This window comes from Niastella sp. sgz303648 (genome assembly GCF_059587045.1).
In genome coordinates this window covers 67,299-90,554 of sequence record NZ_JCAPSW010000001.1, presented here as the reverse complement: position 1 = coordinate 90,554, position 23,256 = coordinate 67,299, and the positions used below count along the sequence as shown (strand labels likewise).

Here is a 23,256-nt window from a genome sequence, read left to right as displayed (position 1 = left end):
CTGACTATTTGTGAGCATTTTCGAATTTCAACAGGCCCAGCCATCTAACAATTTAACAATATAACAATCAAATAAAGGCCTATTTAAAAATAATAAACAGCTAATAACTAAACCTGTTCTATGTACGTCGCAAATACGCACCTGAAGCCAGTAATTGGTATTGATATACATTTTGTAAATCTTCCATTTCCATTTGTTCCCCTTCCGCATCCCTATATCGGATTGGTAATTGATCCGTTTGATTATATACCTTTTATCGGCGCTACTGTTAAAGTAAACAATGTACCACGTGGCAATACCGATACAGCAGGTATGATCATCACCTTTGTGCATATTCCTTTTGGTGCAGGGTTTACTTTAATGCCCATCATTGGTCACGACAGCCAGAACTTTTTTGGCAGCAAAACGGTTTCGATAGATGGGGCGCCTATGAGCGGCGCCGGTTATATGCTCATGACCTGTAACGACATAGGATTACCGCTTTCTTTTCGTCCGGGTAAAAAATTCATTCCCATTCCCTCATTATACCTGCCTACATCTTTTTGTATACCGCTGCAATGGGGCAAACCGGTTATGGTAGGAGGGCCGCTGGTGCCCAATTTCAGCATAATGGCCTTACTTAAAGCATTTGTGTTTGGTTCCTTCCTGAAAATACTGGGCAAGGCAGGTGGTAAAATGCTGAAGGCGTTAAACCATAAAGTGCTTAAGAAATTCCCCTCAACAAAAAAGCTTAGCAATAAGTTGTGTAAAATGGGCTTTGAACCGGTTGATCTTATAACCGGTCGTGTTAATTATGAATATACCGATTTTGAACTGCCCGGCCCCATGCCAATAAAGTGGACCCGTAACTGGGACAGCGATTCTTCCAACAAAAGGTTATTGGGACATGGGGTGCACTTATGCTATGATCGTTGTGTGCAACTTTTACCGCAGGAAGGATGTTTATCAATAACCCTTGCAGATGGCAGAATGGCCATATTCCCCTTATTGTATTATGGTGAAAGTGTTTATCATACGCAGGAAAAGTTGAAGTTGCATCGCAAACAAAACGGGCATTTTTTACTGGAAGATTATAACGAATCAAAATACTTTCATTTTAATCATAATGTAGAACAAGGTGTTTGGCAACTGTCTTTTATAGAAAACTATAACGGTAACCGCATACAGTTGCATTACACGGGCCGGTACCTGCGCGCCATCACAGACTGTGCCGGCAGGAAACTGCTTTTTGAACTGGATAAACAGCATCGAATTACCTGTGTAGAAGTAAACCATCGGGATATCAGGCAGGTATTGGTGACCTATGACTATAATGAAGATGGGGATCTGGTAAGCATTGCCGACGCATTAAATCAGGTTACAACTATTGAATACAATGACCACCTGATGGTAAAGAAAACCGACCGCAACGGGCAAAGTTTCTACTGGGAGTATGATAATCAAAAGCGATGTGTGCATACCTGGGGTGATGGCGGCGTGCTGGAAGGATTTATTGAATATGGTAAGGGATATAATGTTGTTACCAATTCTTTGGGCGAAACCACAACGTATTACTTCGACGAGAATAATCTGTGTGTTCAGGAAACCGATCACTATGGCAATCACCGGTATACCGAATACACCGATGATTTTGAAATTTATCGTGAAATTGATGAAGAAGGAAATATAACGGGTTACACATATGACGAAAGATGCCGGTTAACAGGAAAAAGAATGCCTGATGGCAGCCAGGTTCAGTTTCATTATAATGAGCATAATAAGCTCACGCTGGTTATGTATGAAGATGGAAGCAGTGAAACCTTTGGATACGATGACCGGCAGCGGTTATGTTTTGTAAACTGCGCAAACGGAAAAGTGGTTTCTTACGAATATAGCAACGAGGGGCAGCTGGAAACGATTACCGAAAGCGGCAATCGCAAAACCACCATTAGTTATGATGAAGATGAGAACCTGGCAGGCGTACGTATGCCAGATGGTTCAACATCCTCGTGGAAATATGATGCCCTGGGCCGTTGTGTACAAACAATCAATGCCACCGGTGAAATTCGTTTTATTGAATATGATCCGCTGAACCGCATTCGTAATTTATACCTGCCGGATGGCAATAAGATTAGCCTGGAATATAACGCTTATGAAGAAATTACGTATGCAACAGACAAGTATGGACAAATTTCTTTTGAATATACGCCCATGGGCAAATTAAAAAGAAAACGGCAACATAATACCGAACAACAGTATTTATATGATACGGAGCAACGTTTGCGGAGCATTGTAAATGAAGCCGGCCGGCAGTATAGGTTTGAGTACAATAAAAGAGGAGAAGTGATCAGTGAAACCGGGTTCGACGGGTTACAGGTGAAATACGAGCTGGATGCTACTGGTAAAACAATCAAAACATTACGGCCCGGAGGCAGATATATACAATACGAATACGACGTAAAGGGTCAGATAGTAAAGGCGGAATACCACGACGGCAGCTGGGAAGCATTCAGTTACGATAAAAAGGGCAATTTAACAGAAGCCGTAAACGAATATTGTACGGTTCGCTTAGCCAGGAACAAAATGGGATATGTAGAAACTGAAGCACAGAATGAATACAAAGTGAATAGCCGCTTTGATAAAGGGGGGAGCCGCATTCAAATTACCAGCAACCTGGGCGCCGATATTCAATTGCAGCGTAATAAAATGAGTCTGGTCACCAATATGCAGGCAACTGTTGTTTCTCCGGAGGGAACCGCAACCTGGCAGGCACAAATGAAATACAATGGCCTGGAGCGTGAAACAGAAAGGATATTGCCGGGCGGACTAACCAGCGAATGGAAATACGATCAGGCAGGAAGACCTGCAGAACATAAAGTCAGCTGCAGGGGCATAGCACAAAGCTGGAAAAAATATACCTGGGATGCCAATGACAGGCTAACTGGTATATTTGATTCTTTGGCTCAGGCCGGTACTTCATTCAAACATGATGCGCTGGGAAACCTGGTATTTGCCCAATATGCCGATAACAGTATTGTACACCGTACAACTGATGACCCGGGCCATATTTATGAAACCGCTGACAAAACAGATCGCAGGTATAACGGCGCCGGTGCTCCGCTGGAAAGCAAAAAATACATTTATAAATATGATGAAGACGGTAATTTAATCAGCAAAACAGAGAAAGCTACTCATAAAAAAACACAATATGAATGGTATGCAAATGGCACACTGAAAAAAGTGCGAAAGCCTGACGGGAAAACCGTGGAATTTACTTATGATGCATTGGGCAGGCGAATAAGCAAATGTTTTGCAGGTAAAATAACGCGGTGGGTATGGAATGCGCATGTACCATTACACGAATGGACCTACGATGAAAAAGAAAAACCACAGCCGGTAGTCAATGAATGGGGCGATATAATATATGATAAAGCAGAACCCAATCCTCAAAATACGGCTATCAGTGAAAATATAACCTGGCTTTTTGATGAGAATAGATTTGTACCTGCAGCTAAAATAGAGAATGGTAAAGCATATAGTATAGTAGGCGACCATTTCGGCACCCCCCAATACATGTTTGATGACACCGGCAAAAAAGTTTGGGAAGGCGTATTGGATATTTATGGAAGATTAAGAACTTTACAGGGCCACAATAGTAATTTGCCCTTCAGATACCAGGGGCAATATGAAGATGCTGAAACAGGATTGTATTATAACTGGTTCAGGTATTATTCGCCGGAAGAGGGACTGTATATAAGCCAGGATCCCGTTGGTTTGGGAGGTGGGTTACGGTTTTACGGTTATGTTGGGGACCCTAATGGCTGGGTTGATCCATTTGGTTTGGCTATGAATGGTGCCACAGCCACAGTGTCGGTAGTAGATGGAAATTCAGGTGTATTTAAGAGCACCGGATCATTAGGAAACCATGCTGAAATTAATGGATTAAACTGGCACCTTGCAAATGGTGGGTTTGAAAATAAAGATGTAGTGATCAGTGATATAATAGGTCATTACAACCCTGGTGGTGATTTGCCTGCACCAATGTGCGTACCTTGCCGGTCAGGTATCTTTGGCCCGTTGATAGAAGGCGGGGCGAAAAGTGTTACCATAGAGGTAAATGGCGGCTATAAACATAAAGGCACTATAAAAATTCCATCTGAAAACTTTGCGAAGGCGCAGGCTGAAATAGATCGCATACTTCTAAAATATGCCGGAACGAAAAAATTTGGAAAAAGATCCAAAGAAGCCTGGGAGGCGTTGGAAAAACACAAAGTCAAATGCAAGTAAAAAAAATCAAACCCAAAGAATCTTCTTTTATTTATCGTCCAAAGGTCAACGATTTGTGCCTGGCCATTGGTCTTCAATTCTATTTTAATTATAAAACACGAAAATTTGAGGTAAACCAGAATCCTCATGGCGATCCTGACTTAATGCCTTTGCATAATGTTGAAATGAATAGTGATTTTTCACAACTTTCGTTTGAGGCACAATACCAGGGGAAGCAGCAACAGTTTGAAATAAGTGTTACCTATGAATGTGATAAGATCATGTTTGAATTCTTTGCCCGGTTACAAAACAATGATTATTTAATCGCCGGAGAAGATCTGGATGATTTGCAATTTACTTTTGACAAAGGGAAACTTGCTTCTATACGGGGTTTTAAACGTTCCAAAACCAATGAACAATTAGATTCCTTAAATATCAAATCAGAAGAGGGAAACTATTCTTTAATAAAACAGATGCCATGGCGAAAATTCAATCTGAATGCGATTGAGGTAGAAGATAGCAGATTGATCAGTAAAACTGCTGATGAGGAATTTATTTACAACCTCGATATCCAACCCCTTATTTTCGAAATTGTAAAAAAACTGGTAGAAAGCAGCAGGTCCTGATTTCGGCTATCTACTTCTGCCCACCATAGCTTACATAAACCTGTAAATAAGCTGCACAGACATCAGGGATAGCTTACTCAAACGCAATGTCAGGCTACAAAGAAGTGAATTAGCCAACATGGCAAAAAATACAACCTGCAATACTGGCAAGGCAGCACACAAAGCTGCTTTGTTTTTTGCAGGGCCTCTTTGCAGCACTGCAAAGGTGCGCTGCAGCGCACTTTGCTTCCGGAATAGCTTACAACAACATCGGAATAGGTTACAATGACCTGATAATAGCTTACATAGCCTCGAAAAAATCAACATTCAAAAAAAATAGCTTACAAAATTAATATTGTAAGCTATTTCCACTTTTTATGTGCGTATTTGAACAGCTATGTAAGCTATTTTTAAAAAAAAGTTGCTGCAAAGCGGCTTTGCATGCGTGCAAAGACTTTTGGCTGATAATCAAAGCCTACGTGCACGGGCATCACTCCTCCAGCAACTCCCCAATATCTGCAATCAGCCTGTCGGCTTCGAGCGCCAGCGTACCGTTATATATTCCGCGAATGTGCCTGCTCCGGTCGATCAGCAATAAATGCTCGGTATGTAAAAATTCAGTAGAATCTTTTTGAAAGCCCGGTTCTTCCTCTGCAAAATACGACTGACGGGCCAGCTGATAAATGGTGGCCGTATTGCCCGTAACCAGCTGCCAGCGATTGTTTAAATGATATCGTTTTGCAAATGCCTGCAACCGCGAAACACTATCTATCCAGGGAGTAACGGAATGAAACAAAAAACGAATATCACTTTTACCGGCAAATGCCTGCTGCACTTTTAACAGGTTGGTGGTCATTTTCGGACAAACCGCTCCGCATCCTGTAAAAAAGAAACCGGCCACATAAATGGTATTGCGAAAAGTTTTTTCAGTTACCGTTTCGTTACGCTGATTAGTAAACGCAAATGAAGGTATTGTATGCAATTGGCCTTTCAGGGTATTGATATTCCATACCGGTGTAAAATCAGGCGTATTGTAATAAGGCAGGCTGCTTTTATGATGACAGCCCGCCATTATCAATCCTGATAAACCGACCCTGAAAATATGTTTGATCATGCTTTTATTTTTACTGCAGTGGCATCGTACCTTTATTCACCATTGACCATTCACCATTCACCATTGACTTTATAATTCCTGCAATGCATCGTGCCGGTTAATCCGTAATAACGTCCGTTGCGCGCTTCGTAATTGGCAAATAAAGATCCATCGGGTTGCCATATTTGCTGTAATCCTTTTTCATAACCATTTTCATAGTTCATGTTGCGATAGGGCTGTCCGTTTACATACCATTCCTTAACCGGCCCTTCAAACACATCCTGTGTAAAATGATAAATAAACTTTATGGCGCCGTTTTCCCACCAGCCTGTATGCACTCCTGTTTTTTTGCCATTTAAAAAGTTTCCCGTTTCCTTCAATTGTTTATCGGGGTACCATTGCGTGGCTATACCCGATTCACGGCCATTTACAAATGGCGTTATAAAAGCGGTATCTCTGTTTTCATACAAGGTAAACTGGTAACCCGAAAATGGCTGGTTATCGAGGTATACCACGCCCTGTTTAAGTTTAAACATAGTATCAGCGGCATTGATCCATATCGAAGGCGCTTTCAAATCGTCGGGTGCAGCATGTTTGAAGCTTAACCAGGTTGCAATGGCCAAAACAAATAATATCACTAAATAGGGCTTCATATTATTGTGCTACGGTTCCGGGTGATCCATAAAAACCACTGCCATTGATATAAGGCGCTTCGGCAGTGATATGATAATGATATATGCCATCGGGATAATCGGTTGTTGCGTGGCTGTGCCCGTGGCAATCATCCAGCGCTGCATTGGTAATGGTGCTGTTATTTTCCAATGGTCCGTATACGGGAAATCCATCCAGCAAAAAGCCAAGCAATACATGTTTGCCGTATCGGGCTGTAAGCGAGGTGGGCTCAATATGATAATGATACCCGCCCATCATTTGCGGATGGCCATTGTATTGGTCAAGCGTATTGATCTCCATCGTCAGCGGCTGATAATTGGCTGCATACTGGTTATAAAACGGAACTCCGTTCAGCGATACGCCTATTGGCCCTAATGGCGTTGCCTGCACTTTGGATGCTTTTGCAGGGTGCAATGGTATTCTGAATGTAAGATTAGCAGTGGCAATTTTATTCGGGTTTAACATAAAACTGGTGTTACTGCCATTATAAGCCTCGTACAACGTGCTTTGCCACTCGGTTCCGTTGTAATACGGACTTTTATGATCTGGCCGTCCGTTTGATTTAATTACGATATAATCACCGTCGATATACATATCCGTAGCGCCGTATACTTTTTTGTAAACAGAAGGTATATCTGCATTGTTGCTACCCGCATCTTTTTTATGACAACTTATTAAAAGGATGAATAATGTTATTAACTGAATGAGCATATACTTCATGGCTTTATTTTATTATTTGTCGAACGGCGACATAAAAAACCTGCGGAACCTGATTAAAAATTCCGGGGCGGGGGAGGTGGCGGGCCATCCGGCCGCGCATGCGGGGGCGCCATACGATGGGCTATTTCATCAATAGTTCCATCAAATAATTTTTTCTGATCACCACGGCACAAATTCCTCAGTTGCTGAAAATGGTCAAACGTTGCTCTTTCAATGATGGTACGTTGTGCAGCTATCAGCGAGGCCACTGAATCGGCTTTTGCTTTATCGGGATGATCTGTTTTGAGTAAAGTAAAATACACATCGTGCAAATGCCGGTCTTCATCCTGCGCCCTTCGAATGGTTTCGTGGTGCTGCATGCGCAATACAGCAAACGTCTGTTGTTGCTGCTGATCGAGCTTCAGCTGATCAATGATAAACACATCGGCGCCCTGACCACGCAGTTCCTGCTGATAGCTTCGTAATTTGAACAGATAGATCAGCATACCTGCATTCAGCAAAAAAAGCAGTACAATTCCTATCGTTAAAAATAAAACCTTGTTCATTGCTGTTATTTTGAAAAGTTCATGGTATAAAGATCATTATTGCCGCCCCATCCGTATTCCTGCATTACCTGTTGTATGCCGGCGTTTTTGGGCGATGGCGTATGGCTCCACAGCGCTACGTTTATTATAAGCAATGTTATCATGGCAAAGGCTGATGCATATACCCAGCGTATTGGTATCTGCGAAGAGGTGACTTTTTCGCTGAGCAATTGCAATTTTGCTTCTACCCGTGTTGCCAGAAAAGGGTTGGCTTCTACGGGCTGAATATTTTTTGAGCTTTGAATAATATCATCAATCCATTTTTCTTTTTTCATAGCTTCTCTTCTTTATACATTCGGGATAATATCTTTTTTAAGTTGGTGCGGGCGCGGAACAACAGCGATTCAACCGACGATACCGACACATGCATTACCTCGCTGATCTCTTTATAACTCAGGTTTTCCATTTCACTCAGCACCCAGCTCATATGCTGGTTGGGCGGCAGTTGATTAAGGGCTTTAAAAAGAATAGCCAGTTTTTCGCGGTCCTCGGCCAGTACACCGGGATGCATACTATGCGATGGCTCCGTTTGTGCATCATCAGTTGCCGGTGAAAAAAATGCTGATAAAAAACGGCGGTTCTGTCGTTGTTTCTTTCTTAAATGATCAATGCACTTGTTCATGGCAATACGGTACAACCAGGTGGTAATGCCTGCTTCGCCCCTGAATGCTTCGGGTTTACGATAAACATCAACAAACACATCCTGCGTTATTTCTTCGGCATCGTGTACATGTTGAACCATATTCAATACCAGATTAAACACCCTGTTCTGGTGTTCTGATATAAAAGTCCTGAAAGCAGTTGCGTCGTCCCGGAAATTCAGCATTTACAATTTGTTGATCGTCAATATCTCTTTATAGGGTTCTTCTTATTAGTCGAAGCAGCGAAGTAAAACCTGCGGTCAGATAAAAATATTTTTTTAAGCATTGGTTTTTTATCCGCTTAAGTAAGACCGGTATTGGAAGAATTTGCACAGGAAGGAGGCCAAAAGCAATTTTAAGAATTATATTAACAGTCTGCCCCTGAATTTAACATATTAAGAATAGGGGTTTATAAGCCCTGATGTTTATTATGATAACACGTAAACTTCAATCCTAAAACTTTATTATGAAAAAACAAATATTTACTCTTTTCCTTTCAACACAGGTACTATTATTATCAGCACAAAATAACCAGGGACCCAATGAATTAAGAACCCTCACCAAATTAGATTTAGGTCCGGAGGGCATTGGAGTGTCGGTTGAACCGAAATTGTCGCGTAATACAACCCTCAACCTGTCGGTGGGCACCGGTGGTTTTTATGAAATTCAAAAAGACGATTTTCACTATGAATGGAATTTTTTCGATCCCGCTTTGTATGTTTCTGCATCTCCTAAGTTTTATTATAACCGAACAAAGCGGTTTCAGAAAGGAAAAGCAACCCGGTTAAACAGCGGAAATTACTTTGGACTGAAAATAAAATATACCTCTGCAAATATCACTAATGAAGCGGGTTGGCCTACCTTGTTATTAAACGCTCACTGGGGTATGCAACGACCTATAGGCAAAAAGTGGGTATTAAATACCATTTTTGGTGCCGGCTTTGGCGCCGCTACTGATGACTTTACTATTGAGAACGGAACATTTTATCCGGTTATGGACATAAAATTCTCTTACATTTTTCCAAAAGTTAATCGCAATTAAGAAGGCGATATTTTTCAATAAGCCCGTTTCTTTTCATCAAAATAATGATCAACCGACCAGGGGCCATTGCCTGCAATCAAAAAATAAATAAGGCCCAATAAAACTATAACGGTAATTGCTATTTGCGAAAAGGGTTTGAACATGCCTTCTGCCTGGTTCAGAAAAAATAAAGCGCCTATTAAAATGGGAAGTTGTAAAATACAGGCTGCGCGTGTAAGCAGGCCAACAGCAAGCATAGCGCCACCTACAAGATGAGCAAATACAATATAATGCCCCAATATGCTTAATGCAAAATAGCTGTTAGGCAGCATGCCGCTCATGCGGCTGATCATGGTGCTCATATTTTCGAGGAACTCAATTCCTTTGTAAACAAGGAACACACCAAGGGCAAACCGAAGAATATCTGCCCACCGGGGATGATGCCTGTCGCCCCAGTATTCAAATCGTTGAAGGAGATTCATATGGCGAAAATTTAAGTAAATAAAGAAAGAACTTTTACAAAGGTAGCTATATTCTGCGACAGGCCTTTTAAACGCAAAAATCCCTCCGATGCATCGGAGGGATTTTTTATTGCAAATGCTAATTCTTAATGTTAATGCTTACTCTTAAATGGGTAAATTATTCAACAGAAATCGAACTCTTTGATGAAAACAACCAACCCGATAACTGCATACCGGCCATTTTCAGGCGATTGGGAAAGGAGGTTGACATATTGCCTGCATAATCAACAAACTGAACCTGCACTTTAATCATAAGCACCGGTTCGGTCTTCACTTTTTCTTCCATAGTTGCAGAAGCGGCCGAGAGTTTTTCTATTTCTGTCTGGTCGCCTACAATTGAACCTTTTCCCTGTATTTTCAACCTGAATGGTTTCCCTTTCTTAAAAAACTCTAACCGTACCGGAAACTCCTTATCAAAAGCATCAATATCCTGAGCTGGTTTGGGTATTACAAACCAGATCTGCCCGTCGTCGTTCATTTCCATTTCGGTAACAAGATGATTCGGAAGCTTAAATAAAGAATCTCCTTCTGCAAAAAACAAAGCACTGTTCAGCTCAGATAATTTACGTTTTAGGAATTTGCCGGGTAAATGAGTATTCATAGTTTCCGTTTTATTGTTCAAAATAAAAGCCAGTGGTATGGATTATCAATTCTTCTAAATGCTACAAACCATACTCCCAATCAGCATACCATTTTATTGATTAATGATTATAAGCGAATTAGCACAGACCTCTCAGGCAACTTTGTCCCATAATTGGATAAAAATTCCAATATCTAAATTGCTGAGTTATACTGAACCGTTGGATTTCCCGGTTTTAATTTAAAATAGTAATGGAAACTGGATTCGTTAAATCTGAATACCCTTGATTAGCACAACCGATTTTACTGATTGTTCCTTTAGGTGTAAATAGTTTTTGCGTGCTTCATCCTGCTGATACGCCTCAAAGTCTTTCTCTGTTTCAAACGCTGCCAGGTGAATTTCGAATGGCGGTTCGAGTGCATTTTGCACAAAGTTACCAATTGTTGGTCTTATTCGAAAAAGAAGTTGTCCGTTATATTTCCACATAATCGGAATGACTACCTCTTCAAACTGAAAAAACTGCTCTTCTTTGCCTTCTTTTATATATATTAATTGGGTTATGTAGATCATACGGTTTAGTTTGACAATAGCCCTGAAGACATTCCAGATAAGTTTAGGTTGCTGACCGCACGTAAAACTCTGCAATTTTTAAATTAAGTGGTAGCATAATTTTGTTAAAACCCAAACCTTTCGGGGTCGGAGTGTTTCAATATGAATTTTAGAAAGCTTTATTGACCATTCACCATTGACCATTGACGAAATATGATTTTAATAACAGATGTTCATTATAAAAACGACAACGCAAAAGTTGTGTGCGCTGTTTTACAAAACTGGCACGATGCTGTTGCCATGCACTATTGGGTAAAGCATGTTAAAACAACTGCCGAATATGTGCCCGGTGAATTTTACAAACGCGAATTGCCTTGTTTGCTTGAAATACTACGCGATATTGATCTGCAAAAAATAACCTGTATTATCATAGATGGATTTGTTGTGCTGGATGATGACGGCAAACCCGGTTTGGGTGCGCATTTATACAACAGCCTGCTGCATAAAGTACCTGTTATTGGTGTGGCCAAAACAAGCTTTCATCAAAATACCCAACAGGTGATACCTGTTTACAGGGGAGAAAGCAAAAATCCGTTATTTATTACAGCCATAGGCATATCGTTGCTTAAAGCGGCCAGCCATATACAGGAAATGTATGGCGATTACCGCATTCCGGCGGTTTTAAAAGAAGTAGACAGAAGAACAAAGGAAGGAACGTAAATGGTAATTGAAGAAGGCCACTATACGATAACAGGTCGATATCAGCGTATAAACCGAAGATGATTTTGAATTATTCGGCGATTTACGTGCATCCTGTTAAACTATTTTGCCAATTGCCTATCAAAAGCAAAGCAGCTATCTGTTAATTAACAAGCCATTTTCATACAACTAAGCGATTTATGAAAACAATTGTCCGCATTAGTGTTTCATTGATAGTGACAATCATCATATCTGCAGGCGCATTTGCTCAAAGTAAAATGACCGACGAGCAAAAGAAAGAAGCATTAGCAAGATATGAACAGTATAAGCAAAAACTCAATCTCACCGACGATCAGTCAAAAAAAGTAGATGCTGTTAATACCACTTACTTTGAAGGTATTGCTGAATTAAAAAATTCAGATGCATCAAAACTTTCGAAGTACAGGAAATTTAAATCGTTGAGTGCCGACAGAGATGCAAAAATGAAAGGAATTCTTACCAAAGATCAGTACAAAATATATAAAGAGCAGCAGGAAGAACGGAAAGAAGAGTTTAAGCAACGAAGAGCGAATAGAGAGTAGTAAGCAATAAGTAATACAGCAACTACCCATAAGCGGTATCAAAAACATAATTGATTATCACCTATAACTTATTACTCATTGCTTACTAATGTTAGTATTTTAATCAGTCTTAACATTCTTTATACATTTAGGAAACACATTGATAACATACACGACTTACATTTGCACTTTCATATGGCAAGCAATCGTTTGAGCCTTTTGTTTCTACAAAGGGCTTCTTTTTTTATAATACCTCACCTTCCTCATTGCAAAAGTATTTAGCATAGTTGTTCCTTCAACAGGCATACGTAAAAACACCAGCAATTCGAATGTGTTTTAACGATATACTTATGATCTGTAAAAAAGTTTTCGTAAACATTATGAGATCCGAAAATTTGTTGCATTCTTTGCAGCACCGTATCCGATGAAAAGCCTGCGCCTGCAGGTAGGATTGCTGATTTTTTGATTTATAGATTTATTTTATCCCCCCGTTAGACTTCCAATCGCAAAATCAAAAAATCTCAAAATTCCGAAATCAAATTCCTGCTTCTATTTAATCAAGTTCCGGTGTTCCTGTAAAAACCTGAAACCACATTGTTAACTTGATTATGAACCGTACCATGAACCCTCAAATTTTCACACGAACATTGTTGTTTGTATTAATGGCGTGCAGCCATGCTGTATTGGCAAACGATGGCCATACCGGTGCATTTGCATCAAATGGTTTAAAGGCATCTGTAAAAACATTTAATGCCATGAACGAAGCCAATGCAGGGGCCAAAGTGTGTGCCTGCCAGATTCTAAATCTGCGTTCGAACAACCAGTACCTCGAAAACGCAGTTGTATTTGCAGAAAGCACCAGCTTAAACGGGGAAACTGATTTTGTACAGGCCAGTATCAGGCTTGAAAAAGAAAAAAGACATTTGAAAATGTTGTTCTTTACCAAAATCAGCGTAGTAGCCAAAACCAGTGCGGCAACCGACTGCAATACGCTGTTCATGCAGTTGAAAAAGCGTAACGACCGGCTTATTAAGTATGAAGTGTTGAATGCGGATGTAGTTGTCCGGTAGAATGGAAGTCTGAAGTCGGATGTCGGAAGTCCGAAGATAGAACCTGGAGGGGGAAAGAAACAGTCATGAGCTAAACAACCCGGGCTCTTCTGACTTCTGACATCTGACCTCAGACTTCGTTTTTAATACTGCTCCTTATCGTTCGGAAATTCTTTTGCCTTTACATCCTGAATATAATGTTTTACGGCACCGGTAACCTGGTCGTGCAGGTTCAGGTATTGACGCAAAAAACGGGGTTTAAATTCGGTATTAATGCCCAGCATATCGTGCATTACAAGCACCTGCCCGTCGCAATGCATACCGGCACCGATACCAATAGTTGGCACAACCAATGATTCGCTTACTTCTTTGGCAAGCTGTGCGGGAATTTTTTCAAGCACCATACCAAAGCAACCTGCCTCCTGCAACAATTGTGCATCCTGCCGCAGTTTATTGGCTTCGGCTTCTTCGCGTGCCCGTACTGTATAGGTGCCGAATTTGTAAATCGATTGCGGTGTTAAACCAAGATGCCCCATCACCGGAATGCCGGCAGCTCCAATACGTTTTACTGATTCAAGGATTTCTTCTCCACCTTCGAGTTTTATAGCATGGGCGCCTGTTTCTTTCATAATTCTGATGGCAGAAGCCAGTGCTTCTTTTGAATTACTCTGATAGGTACCAAAAGGAAGGTCTACCACTACCAGGCAGCGGTTAATACCCCTGATTACCGAAGAGGCGTGGTAAATCATTTGGTCAAGCGTAATGGGCAGCGTGGTTTCATGACCCGCCATTACATTCGAGGCAGAATCGCCAACGAGAATTACATCGATGCCCGCTTCATCGAACAGCCGGGCAAACGAAAAATCATACGCCGTGATCATGGAAATTTTTTCTCCTACGGCCTTCATTCTTTGTAAGGTATGTGTTGTTACCTTTTTTACTTCTTTGTTAACATGTACCGACATAGCTGGTGGTTTTGTGTGAGAATGGCGGGAGAGGGGAATATGGCTCTGCATTAGAATAAAACACATTCATAATGCTCCACGCAGTGTTAGTGCCTGCTAAGGTAGGAGAATTTAATATACAAGTTACAAGTTACAAGGCACAAGTTTCAGGGAAACCCTAAAAGTTGAAATAATAAATTAGGAATGAATAAGTTGGGAGCAATAGGCAACCGGCAATAGGCAATAAGCAAATTGAAACAATAGGGTGTAAGCAAAAATAAACAAAGACCAAAAACCGGCAACGTTTGCCAGTTGCTTATTGCTTATTGTCTATTGCAAATGCCCCTTTCTTTTCAAATCATCATACAGGTGCTGAATCAATCCGTCGGCCAAACCAATTTTGGGAACATATATTTCTTCAATATCGGCCCAGCGCATAATGTTTATATAGATCAGCAGGGCTGGTACAATAACATCTGCCCGGTCTTCGCGCAGTTTATAAATGCGTATTCTGTCGGTCACCGAAAAACTGCTGAACTCTTTGTGGTAATCTTTTAATAGCTGCAATGGCAAAGGCTTGCCTTCTTTTCTTTTTGAGAGAGAAAAAATTTTGTTGATGTTACCACCCGAACCAATGGCAACGATTTCGCGATAGGGTTTTGTTTCGCGTTTGATGAAATCTTTTAATTCATCCCACAAAAATTCATCTACCTGGTCTTTCAGCAATCGGATAGTACCTATATTAAAAGACCGTTTGAATCTGAGTTTGCCATTTGCAAAGAAAGTAAGTTCGGTACTACCGCCACCTACATCAATATAAAGGTAGGTATGTAGTTTATCGAGATTTTCGGCAATATGGTTTTCGTAAATCAGCGTAGCTTCAAAATCGCCTGTGATCACTTCTATGCCAATACCGGTTTCTTTCTTTACCCGTTCAATAATTTGCCGGGCATTGATGGCGTCGCGCATGGCCGAGGTGGCGGCGGCTTTGCAATGCTGCACGCCATAGGCGTCCATTAACAGTTTATAAGCTTTGATGGTGTTCAGGATCATATCTTCTTTTTCTTTCGAGATCCTTTTCTGATCAAACACATCAAAACCCAGGCGCAATGGCACCCGTACAAGATTTAACTTTTGAAATTGTGGCCTTCTGTTACTGGTATGAATAACATCCGAGATCAGCAATCTTGCCGCATTACTTCCAATATCTATGGCCGCCAGTTTCATGAGTTAGTTTATACCGGGGTTTCTCCCACCGCTGCGATAGGTTCAACTACAACAGGCGAGGGCGTTCCCGGAATGATATTAGTCTTTTGATGCAAATAATTATATATCTCCAGCTGCGACCTGATCTTTTTATGTTTCCTGTCGCGCACATACCGGTTACTCAATTCATTGTCCAAAATTCTGGCTTTTACGTTATCAGAGAGTTGTATTTCCAGGATATTTTTCAACACTTTCTTAATATTCTCATCAAAAACCGGGCATGTTGCCTCTACACGGTGATCCAAATTGCGCACCATCCAGTCGGCAGAAGAAATAAAAACCCTTTCGCTGCCATTATTATGGAAGATAAATACCCGTGCATGTTCCAGGTATTCGTCTACAATACTCACTGCTTTTACCGGTTTGATAAATTTCTTATTTTCTGAATACATACAAAAAATGCCTCTGATGATGAGCTTCAGCTCAACGCCTGCCTTGGCAGCTTCGTACAATTTGTCGATCAGCGTTTCGTCGCTCAGCGAATTCATTTTAAGAATCATGCCGGCCTGTTTACCCTCTTTGGCATTTTTTATTTCGCGGTTGATGAGCTTCAGCAATTCTTTACGTAAATCGGTGGGGCAGGGGATAATGGTTTTACAGGCTTTTAAAAAATGTACACCGTCTTTTGGTTTTTCGAGGTAATTAAAGATGCGGTTCACATCGGCCATAATATGCCGGTCGGCGGTAAGCAAACAATGATCGCCATAAACGGTGGCTGTTTTTTCGTTCAGGTTACCGGTACTAACAAAACCGTAGTGAATGGTATGGTTATTTACTCTTTTTTTAATCAGGCATGCTTTGGCATGCACTTTCATGTCGGGTATGCTTATCAAAACCTTTACGCCTTCTTCTTCGAGCCGTTCTTTCCACTCCAGATTGGCTTCTTCATCGAAACGCGCCCGCAACTCAAGCATCACCGTTACCTGTTTGCCATTGCGCACGGCGTTTATCAGGGCATTGATCACTTTTGAGTTGGAGGCGAGCCGGTAAGCCGTGATCTTAATTACTGTTACATCGGGGTCAATAGCGGCTTCACGCAGCAGGTCAATAATCGCATTAAACGAATGGTAAGGAAAATTGAGCATAATATCCGTTTGCTGCACCACATCTGTTACCCGCAGCGCCTGTTTCAGCAGCGGATGCGGAAATGGTTTTTTACGTTGTCCCTTTTTCACAAATACATCCGGAAAATCCATAAAGTGCCTGAAGTTATGGATGCGGCCTCCGGGCATCAGGCTATCTTTTCGCGACAAATTCAGCTTCCTGATCAGGTAGTCGAGTAAACCGGGATCCATTTGTTTATCATACACAAACCGAACAGGTTTTCCTTTGCGCCTGTTTTTTACGCCCTTTTCAATTTTCTGAATCAGGGTGGTCGAAATATCGCTGTCCATATCAATCTCGGCATCCTTGGTTACTTTACAAACCCAGGAAGCATAGCGATCATATCCGAAATACGAGAAAATGCTTTTCAGGTTGAACCGTATCACGTCTTCGAGCAATATAATATGATGTTCACCCGACGGCGACGGCAATTGAATGAACCGGCCGTTGGCACGGGTAGGTATTTCTATAATAGCATATTTTCTTTTGAGGGTAGCATCTTTGCGCGACAGCACCACACCGAGGTATATTGATTTTTCGCGCAGATAGGGGAATTGGGGAATGCTTTCGATCATCAGAGGGATGGTATTCATGCGCACTTCCTCTTCAAAAAAGGTCAAAACAAATTTTTGCTGTTCTTTATTAAGGTCCTTTTCTGTGACCAGGAATATTTTTTCTTTCTCCAGTTCTTTGTGCAACACCTCCCAGGTTCTGTTGAACTCAGTTTGTTGTTCCAAAACGATCTGTTGAATTTCATCAAGAATTTTGCCGGGCGCCTGTTCAAGGTGCATGTTCTTTTTACCAACCAGGGTCATGCGTTTGAGCGTGGCTACCCGAACGCGGAAAAACTCGTCGAGGTTATTCGAAAAAATGCCTAAGAATTTAATCCGTTCGCGCAGTGGTACGGTAGGGTCGGCAGCTTCCTGCAGCACCCTGGCATTAAACGACAACCAACTGATATCCCGTGCGATCGTTTTACGTTTCATCTGACTAATCATATTAATTTTTGACAGGAATCCCCGGAAATTCCATTTAAACGGTTTTAGTTGATAATTTCATATTAGGGCACAAGGAATAATTACTTCATAACTATTATAATATGAAGATGTTCTGTCAAAGATGTAAAGGGTTACTGTAAAATTAAATTAAGTAATTATTAAATCAGACTGGGATGAGTGGGATTGACTGGGATTTTTAGGATTTGGAGGATTACCGGTTTTCCCTAATCCCTGAAACTACAGACAATAGTTCGTTCCGGATACGGAAATCCTAAAATCCCACAAATCCCTAAATCCCATCTATCCCAGTCCGGTTGACGGAATGTTTGACTTATACTGAAGCCGGGATGTATTCAGGAAGGATCCGGGAAGTAGTCGGGATTTGTTCGGGAAACTCCCGAAGCCTTCCTGAGTACATCCCGAACAAATCCCGAACACAACCCTATACTGAATTGGTAATCAGATTGTTTTTATACTGATATTAATCTTTTTTGCATATTATTTCCGGCTTCAGATCTCCGATTTCTGACTTCCATATTAAATATTCTCTAATTTTCAATAACTTACATATCCACAGATGTTGAAAAAAAGCAAAAAAAAGTTTGGTATTAGTTTGTGGATTACATAGATTTTACGACCTTTGCCGTCCTAAATTTTTACGCGTCATGGCAAGAGTATGTCAGGTAACAGGTAAAGTTCCGGTAACAGGACACAAAGTTTCGCATTCCAACATTAAAACCAAACGTCGGTTTTTGCCGAATTTGCAAACTAAGCGTTTTTACCTGGCCGAAGAAGATAAGTGGATTACCCTGAAATTATCTACTGAAGGTATTCGGACTATTAACAAAAATGGTTTATTGAGCGTAGTAAAAGAACTGCGTGCGAAGGGTGAAAAAATCTAACTTAACTTTTAAAGCTTTATAAAAATGGCAAAGAAAGGCAACAGAGTACAGGTAATTTTGGAGTGTACTGAGCACAAAAACAGTGGTAAGCCTGGTACCAGCCGGTATATCTCTACCAAAAACAAGAAGAATACTCCAGAGCGTTTGGAGTTAAAAAAATATAACCCGATCCTGAAAAAGGTAACGGTGCATAAGGAAATTAAATAATTAGCCAATATGCTAATGTGCTAATGATCTTTTCAGCATCATATTAGCAAATTAGCACATTATCACATTATCAAATTGTAGTTATGGCAAAAGCAGCTTCAAAAAACGCGAAAACTAAAGATGCTAAAGCAGCAGCTGAAGCAAAAAACTGGACGAAGGTAATACGTGCTGTAAGAAGTGAAAAGTCTGGTGCATATACCTTCAAAGAGTCTATCGTGCACAAAGAAAAGATCAAGGATTTCTTAGCTGGAAAATAATTTTGGGTAAGGAAGTATCTTATCAAAAGCTGTTCCCGTACAGGGGACAGCTTTTTTGCTTTCATAACATACGATACCACATCATTAAATTCTTTGGGTCAGATTGAATTTGGGGGATTGTTACCTTCGTTTTATGAAACCAGGACTCTTTTTAAAAAGCACATCGCTGTTAAACGATACCTTGTTTGAAAATTCTGTGATTTTCATTACCGAATACAATGAAAAAGGCGCCATGGGCTTTGTGGTTAATCAAAAATTTCCCAGAAAGCTAAATGAACTGGAAGAATTTAAAAATGGGAGACCTTTCCCGATACATCTCGGCGGGCCGGTAAACCAGGAGCACCTGTACTTTATACATCGGCGGCCCGATTTAATCGAAGGAGGAGAACCGGTGACCGGTAACATTTTCCTTGGAGGAGATTTTAAGTCGGCCTTGAGAAATATCGACAATCATATGCTTACTGAGAAAGATCTCAAAATATTTATTGGCTATTGCGGATGGAACTTCCATGAGCTGGATGAAGAAATAGCAGAAGGGAGTTGGGAGGTGGTGGAAACGGGAGATCCTTTTTCGATTGGGCAGGGGTAACGGTTGCCGATTCACGTTTCACGACAACAAAACATTTATCTTAGCCTTAAAATCAGGAAAATGAGTTTTTTCGGGAAGTTGTTTGGTAAAAAAGAAAAAGAGTCGCTCGACCAGGGATTGCAGAAAACCAAGGAAGGCTTTTTGTCGAAAATAACAAAAGCCATTGCCGGCAAAAGCACGGTAGATGAAGAAGTACTCGATAAACTGGAAGAAGCCCTCGTAAGCGCTGATGTGGGCATCGATACCACCGTTCAGATCATTGATCGTGTTGAGCAACGTGTGGCGAAAGATAAATACCTCAATATCACTGAACTGAACAGGATATTGCAGGAAGAAATTGAAGGTGTGCTGGTAGAGGCGCCCGAAAGCAACTCCTATAACTTCAATACCAACCTGCCTGCCAGTCCATTTGTAATATTGGTGGTTGGTGTAAACGGGGTAGGCAAAACCACTACTATTGGCAAGCTGGCCTATAACTTCAAAAAAGCCGGCAAGTCGGTTTTACTGGGGGCTGCCGATACCTTCAGAGCTGCAGCAGTTGACCAGCTTACTATCTGGAGCGAGCGGGTAGGCGTACCCATTGTTAAACAGCCTATGGGCGCTGATCCGGCCTCGGTAGCTTTTGATACCGTGCAAAGCGGTTTGGCAAGAGGTGTTGATGTGATCATCATCGATACAGCCGGCCGGTTACATAATAAAGTGCACCTGATGGATGAATTGGGAAAGATTCGCCGGGCTGTACAAAAACAGATACCCGAAGCGCCCCATGAGGTTTTACTGATACTGGATGGTTCAACCGGACAAAATGCCCTGGAACAGGCCAAACATTTTACCGCCACCACCGATGTAACGGCATTAGCCATTACGAAACTCGATGGAACGGCCAAAGGAGGCGTGGTGCTGGCCATCGCCAACCAGTTTAAAATACCCGTGAAATTTATTGGTATTGGAGAAAAGATGGAAGACCTGCTTGTTTTCGACAAACATGAGTTTGTTGATAGCCTCTTTAAGCTGGGGAATAGTTAACAGGTTTATTAGTTGATAAGTTAACAAGCTAACCCGGTTAACTCATCAACCTGTAAACTTTTCAACTCGTAAACTGATCAACCGATCAATATAAAAAAACGGCCTCCACGATAGTGGGGCCGTTTTTTTATTATATCTTCTTTTTCTCTTAGAATGTAAAACGAACACCTAAACCGCCCCAAACATCAACATAAGGATGTTCAAGGATCTCTAAAAACGGATTAATATCCAGGCTCAGGTCAATAGGAGCGCCCTTTATTTTGTAATCAAGACCTAATACACCATCAATACCCAGTGATGCACTGCCGTCATCGTAGTAATGGTGATCGCGGTACCATCCTTCGTTGTAAACGCCAAAGTGAGCGCCGGGACCAACAAACCATTTTAAACCCGGAGCGCCGTTGATATCGCCATGTACTTCATAAAAACCGGTGAACCTGAAACCATGACCCCAGAAATATAAATCTCCTTCCAATGCCCTGTTATCGCGAATAAAGTGCTTAATAGAAAGTGCACCGGGCCAGAACTTAACCCCGATAGCAGTGCGATATTCTGAACCCATTGACTGGGCATTTGAACGGGAGGTTACGGTTAATAGGGCAATTAAACTTAAAAGAGGAATGATTTTTTTCATACATATAATTGTTTGGTCAATCCAGTCTCAAAAAAACTATGCCAAATCTCAACGACCACGGCTCTACCCTTCAAAAATCGAGGCAATATTACGGCTAAACAGGTAAACCACAAAGAGTTGGTTATTAGTTACCAGTTACCGGTTTCCAGGTAACCGGTAACCGGCGACTGGTAACTTGCTGTTTTTGCCTACCTTTGCGCACTTATTATGAAAGTTAGATCACATAAAAAAGATAAGGTAAATATCATTACGCTTGGCTGTAGCAAAAATATGGTCGATAGTGAAGTATTGAGCGGACAGCTGATGGCTAATGATATTAATGTGGTACATGAAAACCCTAAGTCGGATCATAATATTGTAATTGTTAATACCTGTGGCTTTATCGATAAGGCCAAGGAAGAATCAATTAATACCATTCTTGAACAGGTCGATCGCAAACGCCGCGGTCAGTTAGATAAAGTTTATGTAACCGGTTGCCTCAGCGAACGCTACCGTAACAACCTCGAACAGGAAATACCCGAAGTAGATGCTTATTTCGGCACAATGGAACTGCCTTTGATATTGAAACAATTTGAGGCAGATTATAAAGCCGAATTGTTGGGCGAACGCCTGCTGGCTACGCCTACCCATTATGCTTACCTGAAAATATCAGAAGGTTGCAACCGCACCTGTGCTTTTTGCGCCATTCCGCTGATGCGTGGTCAGCATATAAGCAGGCCAATTGAAGAACTGGTAAAAGAAGCCGAATTACTGGTAAAAAAAGGTGTGAAAGAAGTGATGCTGATTGCCCAGGAGCTTACTTATTACGGGTTGGATATTTACAAAAAACGCATGTTGCCCGACCTGTTAAACCGGCTGGCCGATGTAAAAGGTCTTGAATGGATCAGGCTGCATTATGCGTATCCATCGAAATTCCCGCTCGATATACTTGATGTAATGCGCCAGCGTGATAATATCTGCAATTACCTCGATATGCCGTTGCAACATGCCAGCGATAATATGCTTAAAGCGATGAAACGGCAGATCACTCAGGCCGAAATGAATGAGTTGATTGCCGCCATTCGCGAAAAAGTGCCGGGCATTTGTTTGCGTACAACGCTTATAGCCGGTTTTCCGGGCGAAACCGAAGAAGATGTTGACTCGCTGAAACAATTCCTGCAACAACACCGCTTCGACCGGGCTGGCATCTTTACCTATTCACATGAAGAGGGTACGTCGGCACATGATCTGGAAGATAATATTCCACACGAAGAAAAAGAAAGAAGGGCGCAGGAAGTGATGGAAGTACAGCAGGAAATCAACTTTGAAAAGAACCAGGAAAAAATTGGTAAAACATTTAAAACGCTCATCGATAAAAAAGAATCGGGCCGCTACCTTGGTCGCACCGAGTTTGATAGTGTGGAAGTTGATAATGAAGTGATCGTTAACAGCGCTCACAAACTCCCCATCGGCGAATTTGTACAGGTAAAAATTACCAAAGCATACGATTTTGATCTGGAAGGAGAGGTTGTTGAATAAATCCTTCGCTTCGCTCAGGATCGGATGCAGTTGCGCTAAGAGTTATAAGGAGAAGAAAGAGAAAAAAGAGTCTTGTAATACAACATTGTTTAATATTTTTCCGTAACCTGCTATTGGAATTTGATATTAAATCCTGAACCGTTAAGAGTTTTAAAATAAAATGAATTTCAGCACAAAAACCTCTTTTTTCTCCTTTATCTCTTTAAACTCTTAGCGCTACTGCACAACCGCTGAGCGTAGCGAAGCGAAGCATACCTACCGGAACCATTACC

The 23,256-nt window shown here is 41.3% G+C and carries 25 protein-coding genes; 12 read left to right on the top strand and 13 right to left on the bottom strand.

The window, feature by feature from the left end; genetic code table 11:
• Positions 1 to 120: 120 nt before the first annotated feature.
• Entirely contained in the window at positions 121 to 4,266 is a 4,146-nt protein-coding gene (locus tag AC59IL_RS00305) for an RHS repeat-associated core domain-containing protein (RefSeq protein WP_496550060.1), read from the top strand.
• Positions 4,257 to 4,871 (top strand): DUF8184 family protein, encoded by a 615-nt coding sequence (locus AC59IL_RS00300; protein WP_496550059.1) that lies wholly within the window; start codon positions 4,257 to 4,259, stop codon positions 4,869 to 4,871. Before AC59IL_RS00305 ends, AC59IL_RS00300 begins: the two co-directional genes overlap by 10 nt.
• A 469-nt stretch (positions 4,872 to 5,340) precedes the next feature.
• Here the strand turns inward: AC59IL_RS00300 and AC59IL_RS00295 are convergent, their stop codons facing one another.
• From AC59IL_RS00295 to AC59IL_RS00270, 6 genes are read right to left on the bottom strand one after another with little or no spacing between them, the layout of a single operon-like run.
• Positions 5,341 to 5,964, bottom strand: coding sequence for an SCO family protein (locus tag AC59IL_RS00295; RefSeq protein WP_496550058.1), 624 nt, complete (start codon positions 5,962 to 5,964; stop codon positions 5,341 to 5,343).
• A gap of 50 nt (positions 5,965 to 6,014) precedes the next feature.
• Positions 6,015 to 6,596 carry a toxin-antitoxin system YwqK family antitoxin gene (locus AC59IL_RS00290; protein WP_496550057.1) on the bottom strand — a complete coding sequence of 194 codons (582 nt, stop codon included), beginning with the start codon at positions 6,594 to 6,596 and terminating at the stop codon, positions 6,015 to 6,017.
• Position 6,597: 1 nt separating this feature from the next.
• Positions 6,598 to 7,335 carry a YHYH protein gene (locus AC59IL_RS00285; protein WP_496550056.1) on the bottom strand — a complete coding sequence of 246 codons (738 nt, stop codon included), beginning with the start codon at positions 7,333 to 7,335 and terminating at the stop codon, positions 6,598 to 6,600.
• A gap of 53 nt (positions 7,336 to 7,388) precedes the next feature.
• Complete coding sequence (locus AC59IL_RS00280; protein WP_496550055.1) at positions 7,389 to 7,880, bottom strand: hypothetical protein; 492 nt, start codon at positions 7,878 to 7,880, stop codon at positions 7,389 to 7,391.
• A 5-nt stretch (positions 7,881 to 7,885) separates the two neighbouring features.
• On the bottom strand, positions 7,886 to 8,194 hold the full coding sequence (locus tag AC59IL_RS00275; RefSeq protein ID WP_496550054.1) for a hypothetical protein: 309 nt from the start codon (positions 8,192 to 8,194) through the stop codon (positions 7,886 to 7,888).
• Positions 8,191 to 8,745 carry an RNA polymerase sigma factor gene (locus AC59IL_RS00270; RefSeq protein ID WP_496550053.1) on the bottom strand — a complete coding sequence of 185 codons (555 nt, stop codon included), beginning with the start codon at positions 8,743 to 8,745 and terminating at the stop codon, positions 8,191 to 8,193. The genes AC59IL_RS00275 and AC59IL_RS00270 overlap by 4 nt, the downstream gene beginning before the upstream one ends.
• A gap of 281 nt (positions 8,746 to 9,026) precedes the next feature.
• Here AC59IL_RS00270 and AC59IL_RS00265 point away from each other — a divergent pair, with 281 nt between their 5' ends.
• Positions 9,027 to 9,602, top strand: coding sequence for a hypothetical protein (locus AC59IL_RS00265; protein ID WP_496550052.1), 576 nt, complete (start codon positions 9,027 to 9,029; stop codon positions 9,600 to 9,602).
• 14 nt (positions 9,603 to 9,616) lie between these two features.
• Here AC59IL_RS00265 and AC59IL_RS00260 read toward each other — a convergent pair whose 3' ends face one another.
• The 3 genes from AC59IL_RS00260 to AC59IL_RS00250 all read right to left on the bottom strand — a co-directional run bounded on the left by AC59IL_RS00260 (position 9,617) and on the right by AC59IL_RS00250 (position 11,252).
• The gene (locus tag AC59IL_RS00260) at positions 9,617 to 10,063 is read right to left on the bottom strand and encodes a DoxX family protein (protein WP_496550051.1); all 447 of its coding nucleotides are present in this window, start codon (positions 10,061 to 10,063) and stop codon (positions 9,617 to 9,619) included.
• A 157-nt stretch (positions 10,064 to 10,220) separates the two neighbouring features.
• Positions 10,221 to 10,703, bottom strand: a complete 483-nt coding sequence (locus AC59IL_RS00255; RefSeq protein ID WP_496550050.1) for a hypothetical protein — start codon at positions 10,701 to 10,703, stop codon at positions 10,221 to 10,223.
• Between the two features lie 246 nt (positions 10,704 to 10,949).
• On the bottom strand, positions 10,950 to 11,252 hold the full coding sequence (locus tag AC59IL_RS00250; RefSeq protein WP_496550049.1) for a DUF1330 domain-containing protein: 303 nt from the start codon (positions 11,250 to 11,252) through the stop codon (positions 10,950 to 10,952).
• Between the two features lie 192 nt (positions 11,253 to 11,444).
• Between AC59IL_RS00250 and AC59IL_RS00245 the strand changes: the two genes are divergently transcribed.
• From AC59IL_RS00245 to AC59IL_RS00235, 3 genes are all read left to right on the top strand, one after another.
• Positions 11,445 to 11,951, top strand: coding sequence for an endonuclease V (locus AC59IL_RS00245; RefSeq protein ID WP_496550048.1), 507 nt, complete (start codon positions 11,445 to 11,447; stop codon positions 11,949 to 11,951).
• Positions 11,952 to 12,130: 179 nt separating this feature from the next.
• Positions 12,131 to 12,511 (top strand): DUF4890 domain-containing protein, encoded by a 381-nt coding sequence (locus AC59IL_RS00240; protein ID WP_496550047.1) that lies wholly within the window; start codon positions 12,131 to 12,133, stop codon positions 12,509 to 12,511.
• A 599-nt stretch (positions 12,512 to 13,110) separates the two neighbouring features.
• Entirely contained in the window at positions 13,111 to 13,560 is a 450-nt protein-coding gene (locus AC59IL_RS00235) for a hypothetical protein (protein WP_496550046.1), read from the top strand.
• A gap of 122 nt (positions 13,561 to 13,682) precedes the next feature.
• Here AC59IL_RS00235 and panB read toward each other — a convergent pair whose 3' ends face one another.
• From panB to ppk1, 3 genes are all read right to left on the bottom strand, one after another.
• Entirely contained in the window at positions 13,683 to 14,504 is an 822-nt protein-coding gene (panB, locus tag AC59IL_RS00230) for a 3-methyl-2-oxobutanoate hydroxymethyltransferase (protein ID WP_496550045.1), read from the bottom strand.
• A 309-nt stretch (positions 14,505 to 14,813) separates the two neighbouring features.
• Positions 14,814 to 15,710, bottom strand: coding sequence for a Ppx/GppA phosphatase family protein (locus AC59IL_RS00225; RefSeq protein WP_496550044.1), 897 nt, complete (start codon positions 15,708 to 15,710; stop codon positions 14,814 to 14,816).
• A gap of 8 nt (positions 15,711 to 15,718) precedes the next feature.
• Positions 15,719 to 17,839 carry a polyphosphate kinase 1 gene (ppk1, locus tag AC59IL_RS00220; RefSeq protein WP_496550043.1) on the bottom strand — a complete coding sequence of 707 codons (2,121 nt, stop codon included), beginning with the start codon at positions 17,837 to 17,839 and terminating at the stop codon, positions 15,719 to 15,721.
• 677 nt (positions 17,840 to 18,516) lie between these two features.
• Between ppk1 and rpmB the strand changes: the two genes are divergently transcribed.
• The 5 genes from rpmB to ftsY all read left to right on the top strand — a co-directional run bounded on the left by rpmB (position 18,517) and on the right by ftsY (position 20,832).
• Positions 18,517 to 18,753, top strand: a complete 237-nt coding sequence (rpmB, locus tag AC59IL_RS00215; protein ID WP_496550042.1) for a 50S ribosomal protein L28 — start codon at positions 18,517 to 18,519, stop codon at positions 18,751 to 18,753.
• Between the two features lie 24 nt (positions 18,754 to 18,777).
• Positions 18,778 to 18,960, top strand: coding sequence for a 50S ribosomal protein L33 (gene rpmG, locus AC59IL_RS00210; protein ID WP_496550041.1), 183 nt, complete (start codon positions 18,778 to 18,780; stop codon positions 18,958 to 18,960).
• An 83-nt stretch (positions 18,961 to 19,043) separates the two neighbouring features.
• Positions 19,044 to 19,217, top strand: a complete 174-nt coding sequence (locus tag AC59IL_RS00205; protein WP_496550040.1) for a DUF4295 family protein — start codon at positions 19,044 to 19,046, stop codon at positions 19,215 to 19,217.
• Positions 19,218 to 19,350: 133 nt separating this feature from the next.
• The gene (locus AC59IL_RS00200; RefSeq protein ID WP_496550039.1) at positions 19,351 to 19,806 is read left to right on the top strand and encodes a YqgE/AlgH family protein; all 456 of its coding nucleotides are present in this window, start codon (positions 19,351 to 19,353) and stop codon (positions 19,804 to 19,806) included.
• 60 nt (positions 19,807 to 19,866) lie between these two features.
• On the top strand, positions 19,867 to 20,832 hold the full coding sequence (gene ftsY / locus AC59IL_RS00195; protein ID WP_496550038.1) for a signal recognition particle-docking protein FtsY: 966 nt from the start codon (positions 19,867 to 19,869) through the stop codon (positions 20,830 to 20,832).
• A gap of 148 nt (positions 20,833 to 20,980) precedes the next feature.
• On the opposite strand, the gene AC59IL_RS00190 is transcribed toward ftsY, so the two are convergent.
• On the bottom strand, positions 20,981 to 21,466 hold the full coding sequence (locus tag AC59IL_RS00190; protein WP_496550037.1) for a hypothetical protein: 486 nt from the start codon (positions 21,464 to 21,466) through the stop codon (positions 20,981 to 20,983).
• Between the two features lie 207 nt (positions 21,467 to 21,673).
• Here AC59IL_RS00190 and rimO point away from each other — a divergent pair, with 207 nt between their 5' ends.
• Positions 21,674 to 22,984 carry a 30S ribosomal protein S12 methylthiotransferase RimO gene (rimO, locus tag AC59IL_RS00185; RefSeq protein ID WP_496550036.1) on the top strand — a complete coding sequence of 437 codons (1,311 nt, stop codon included), beginning with the start codon at positions 21,674 to 21,676 and terminating at the stop codon, positions 22,982 to 22,984.
• The last annotated feature ends 272 nt before the right edge of the window (positions 22,985 to 23,256 follow it).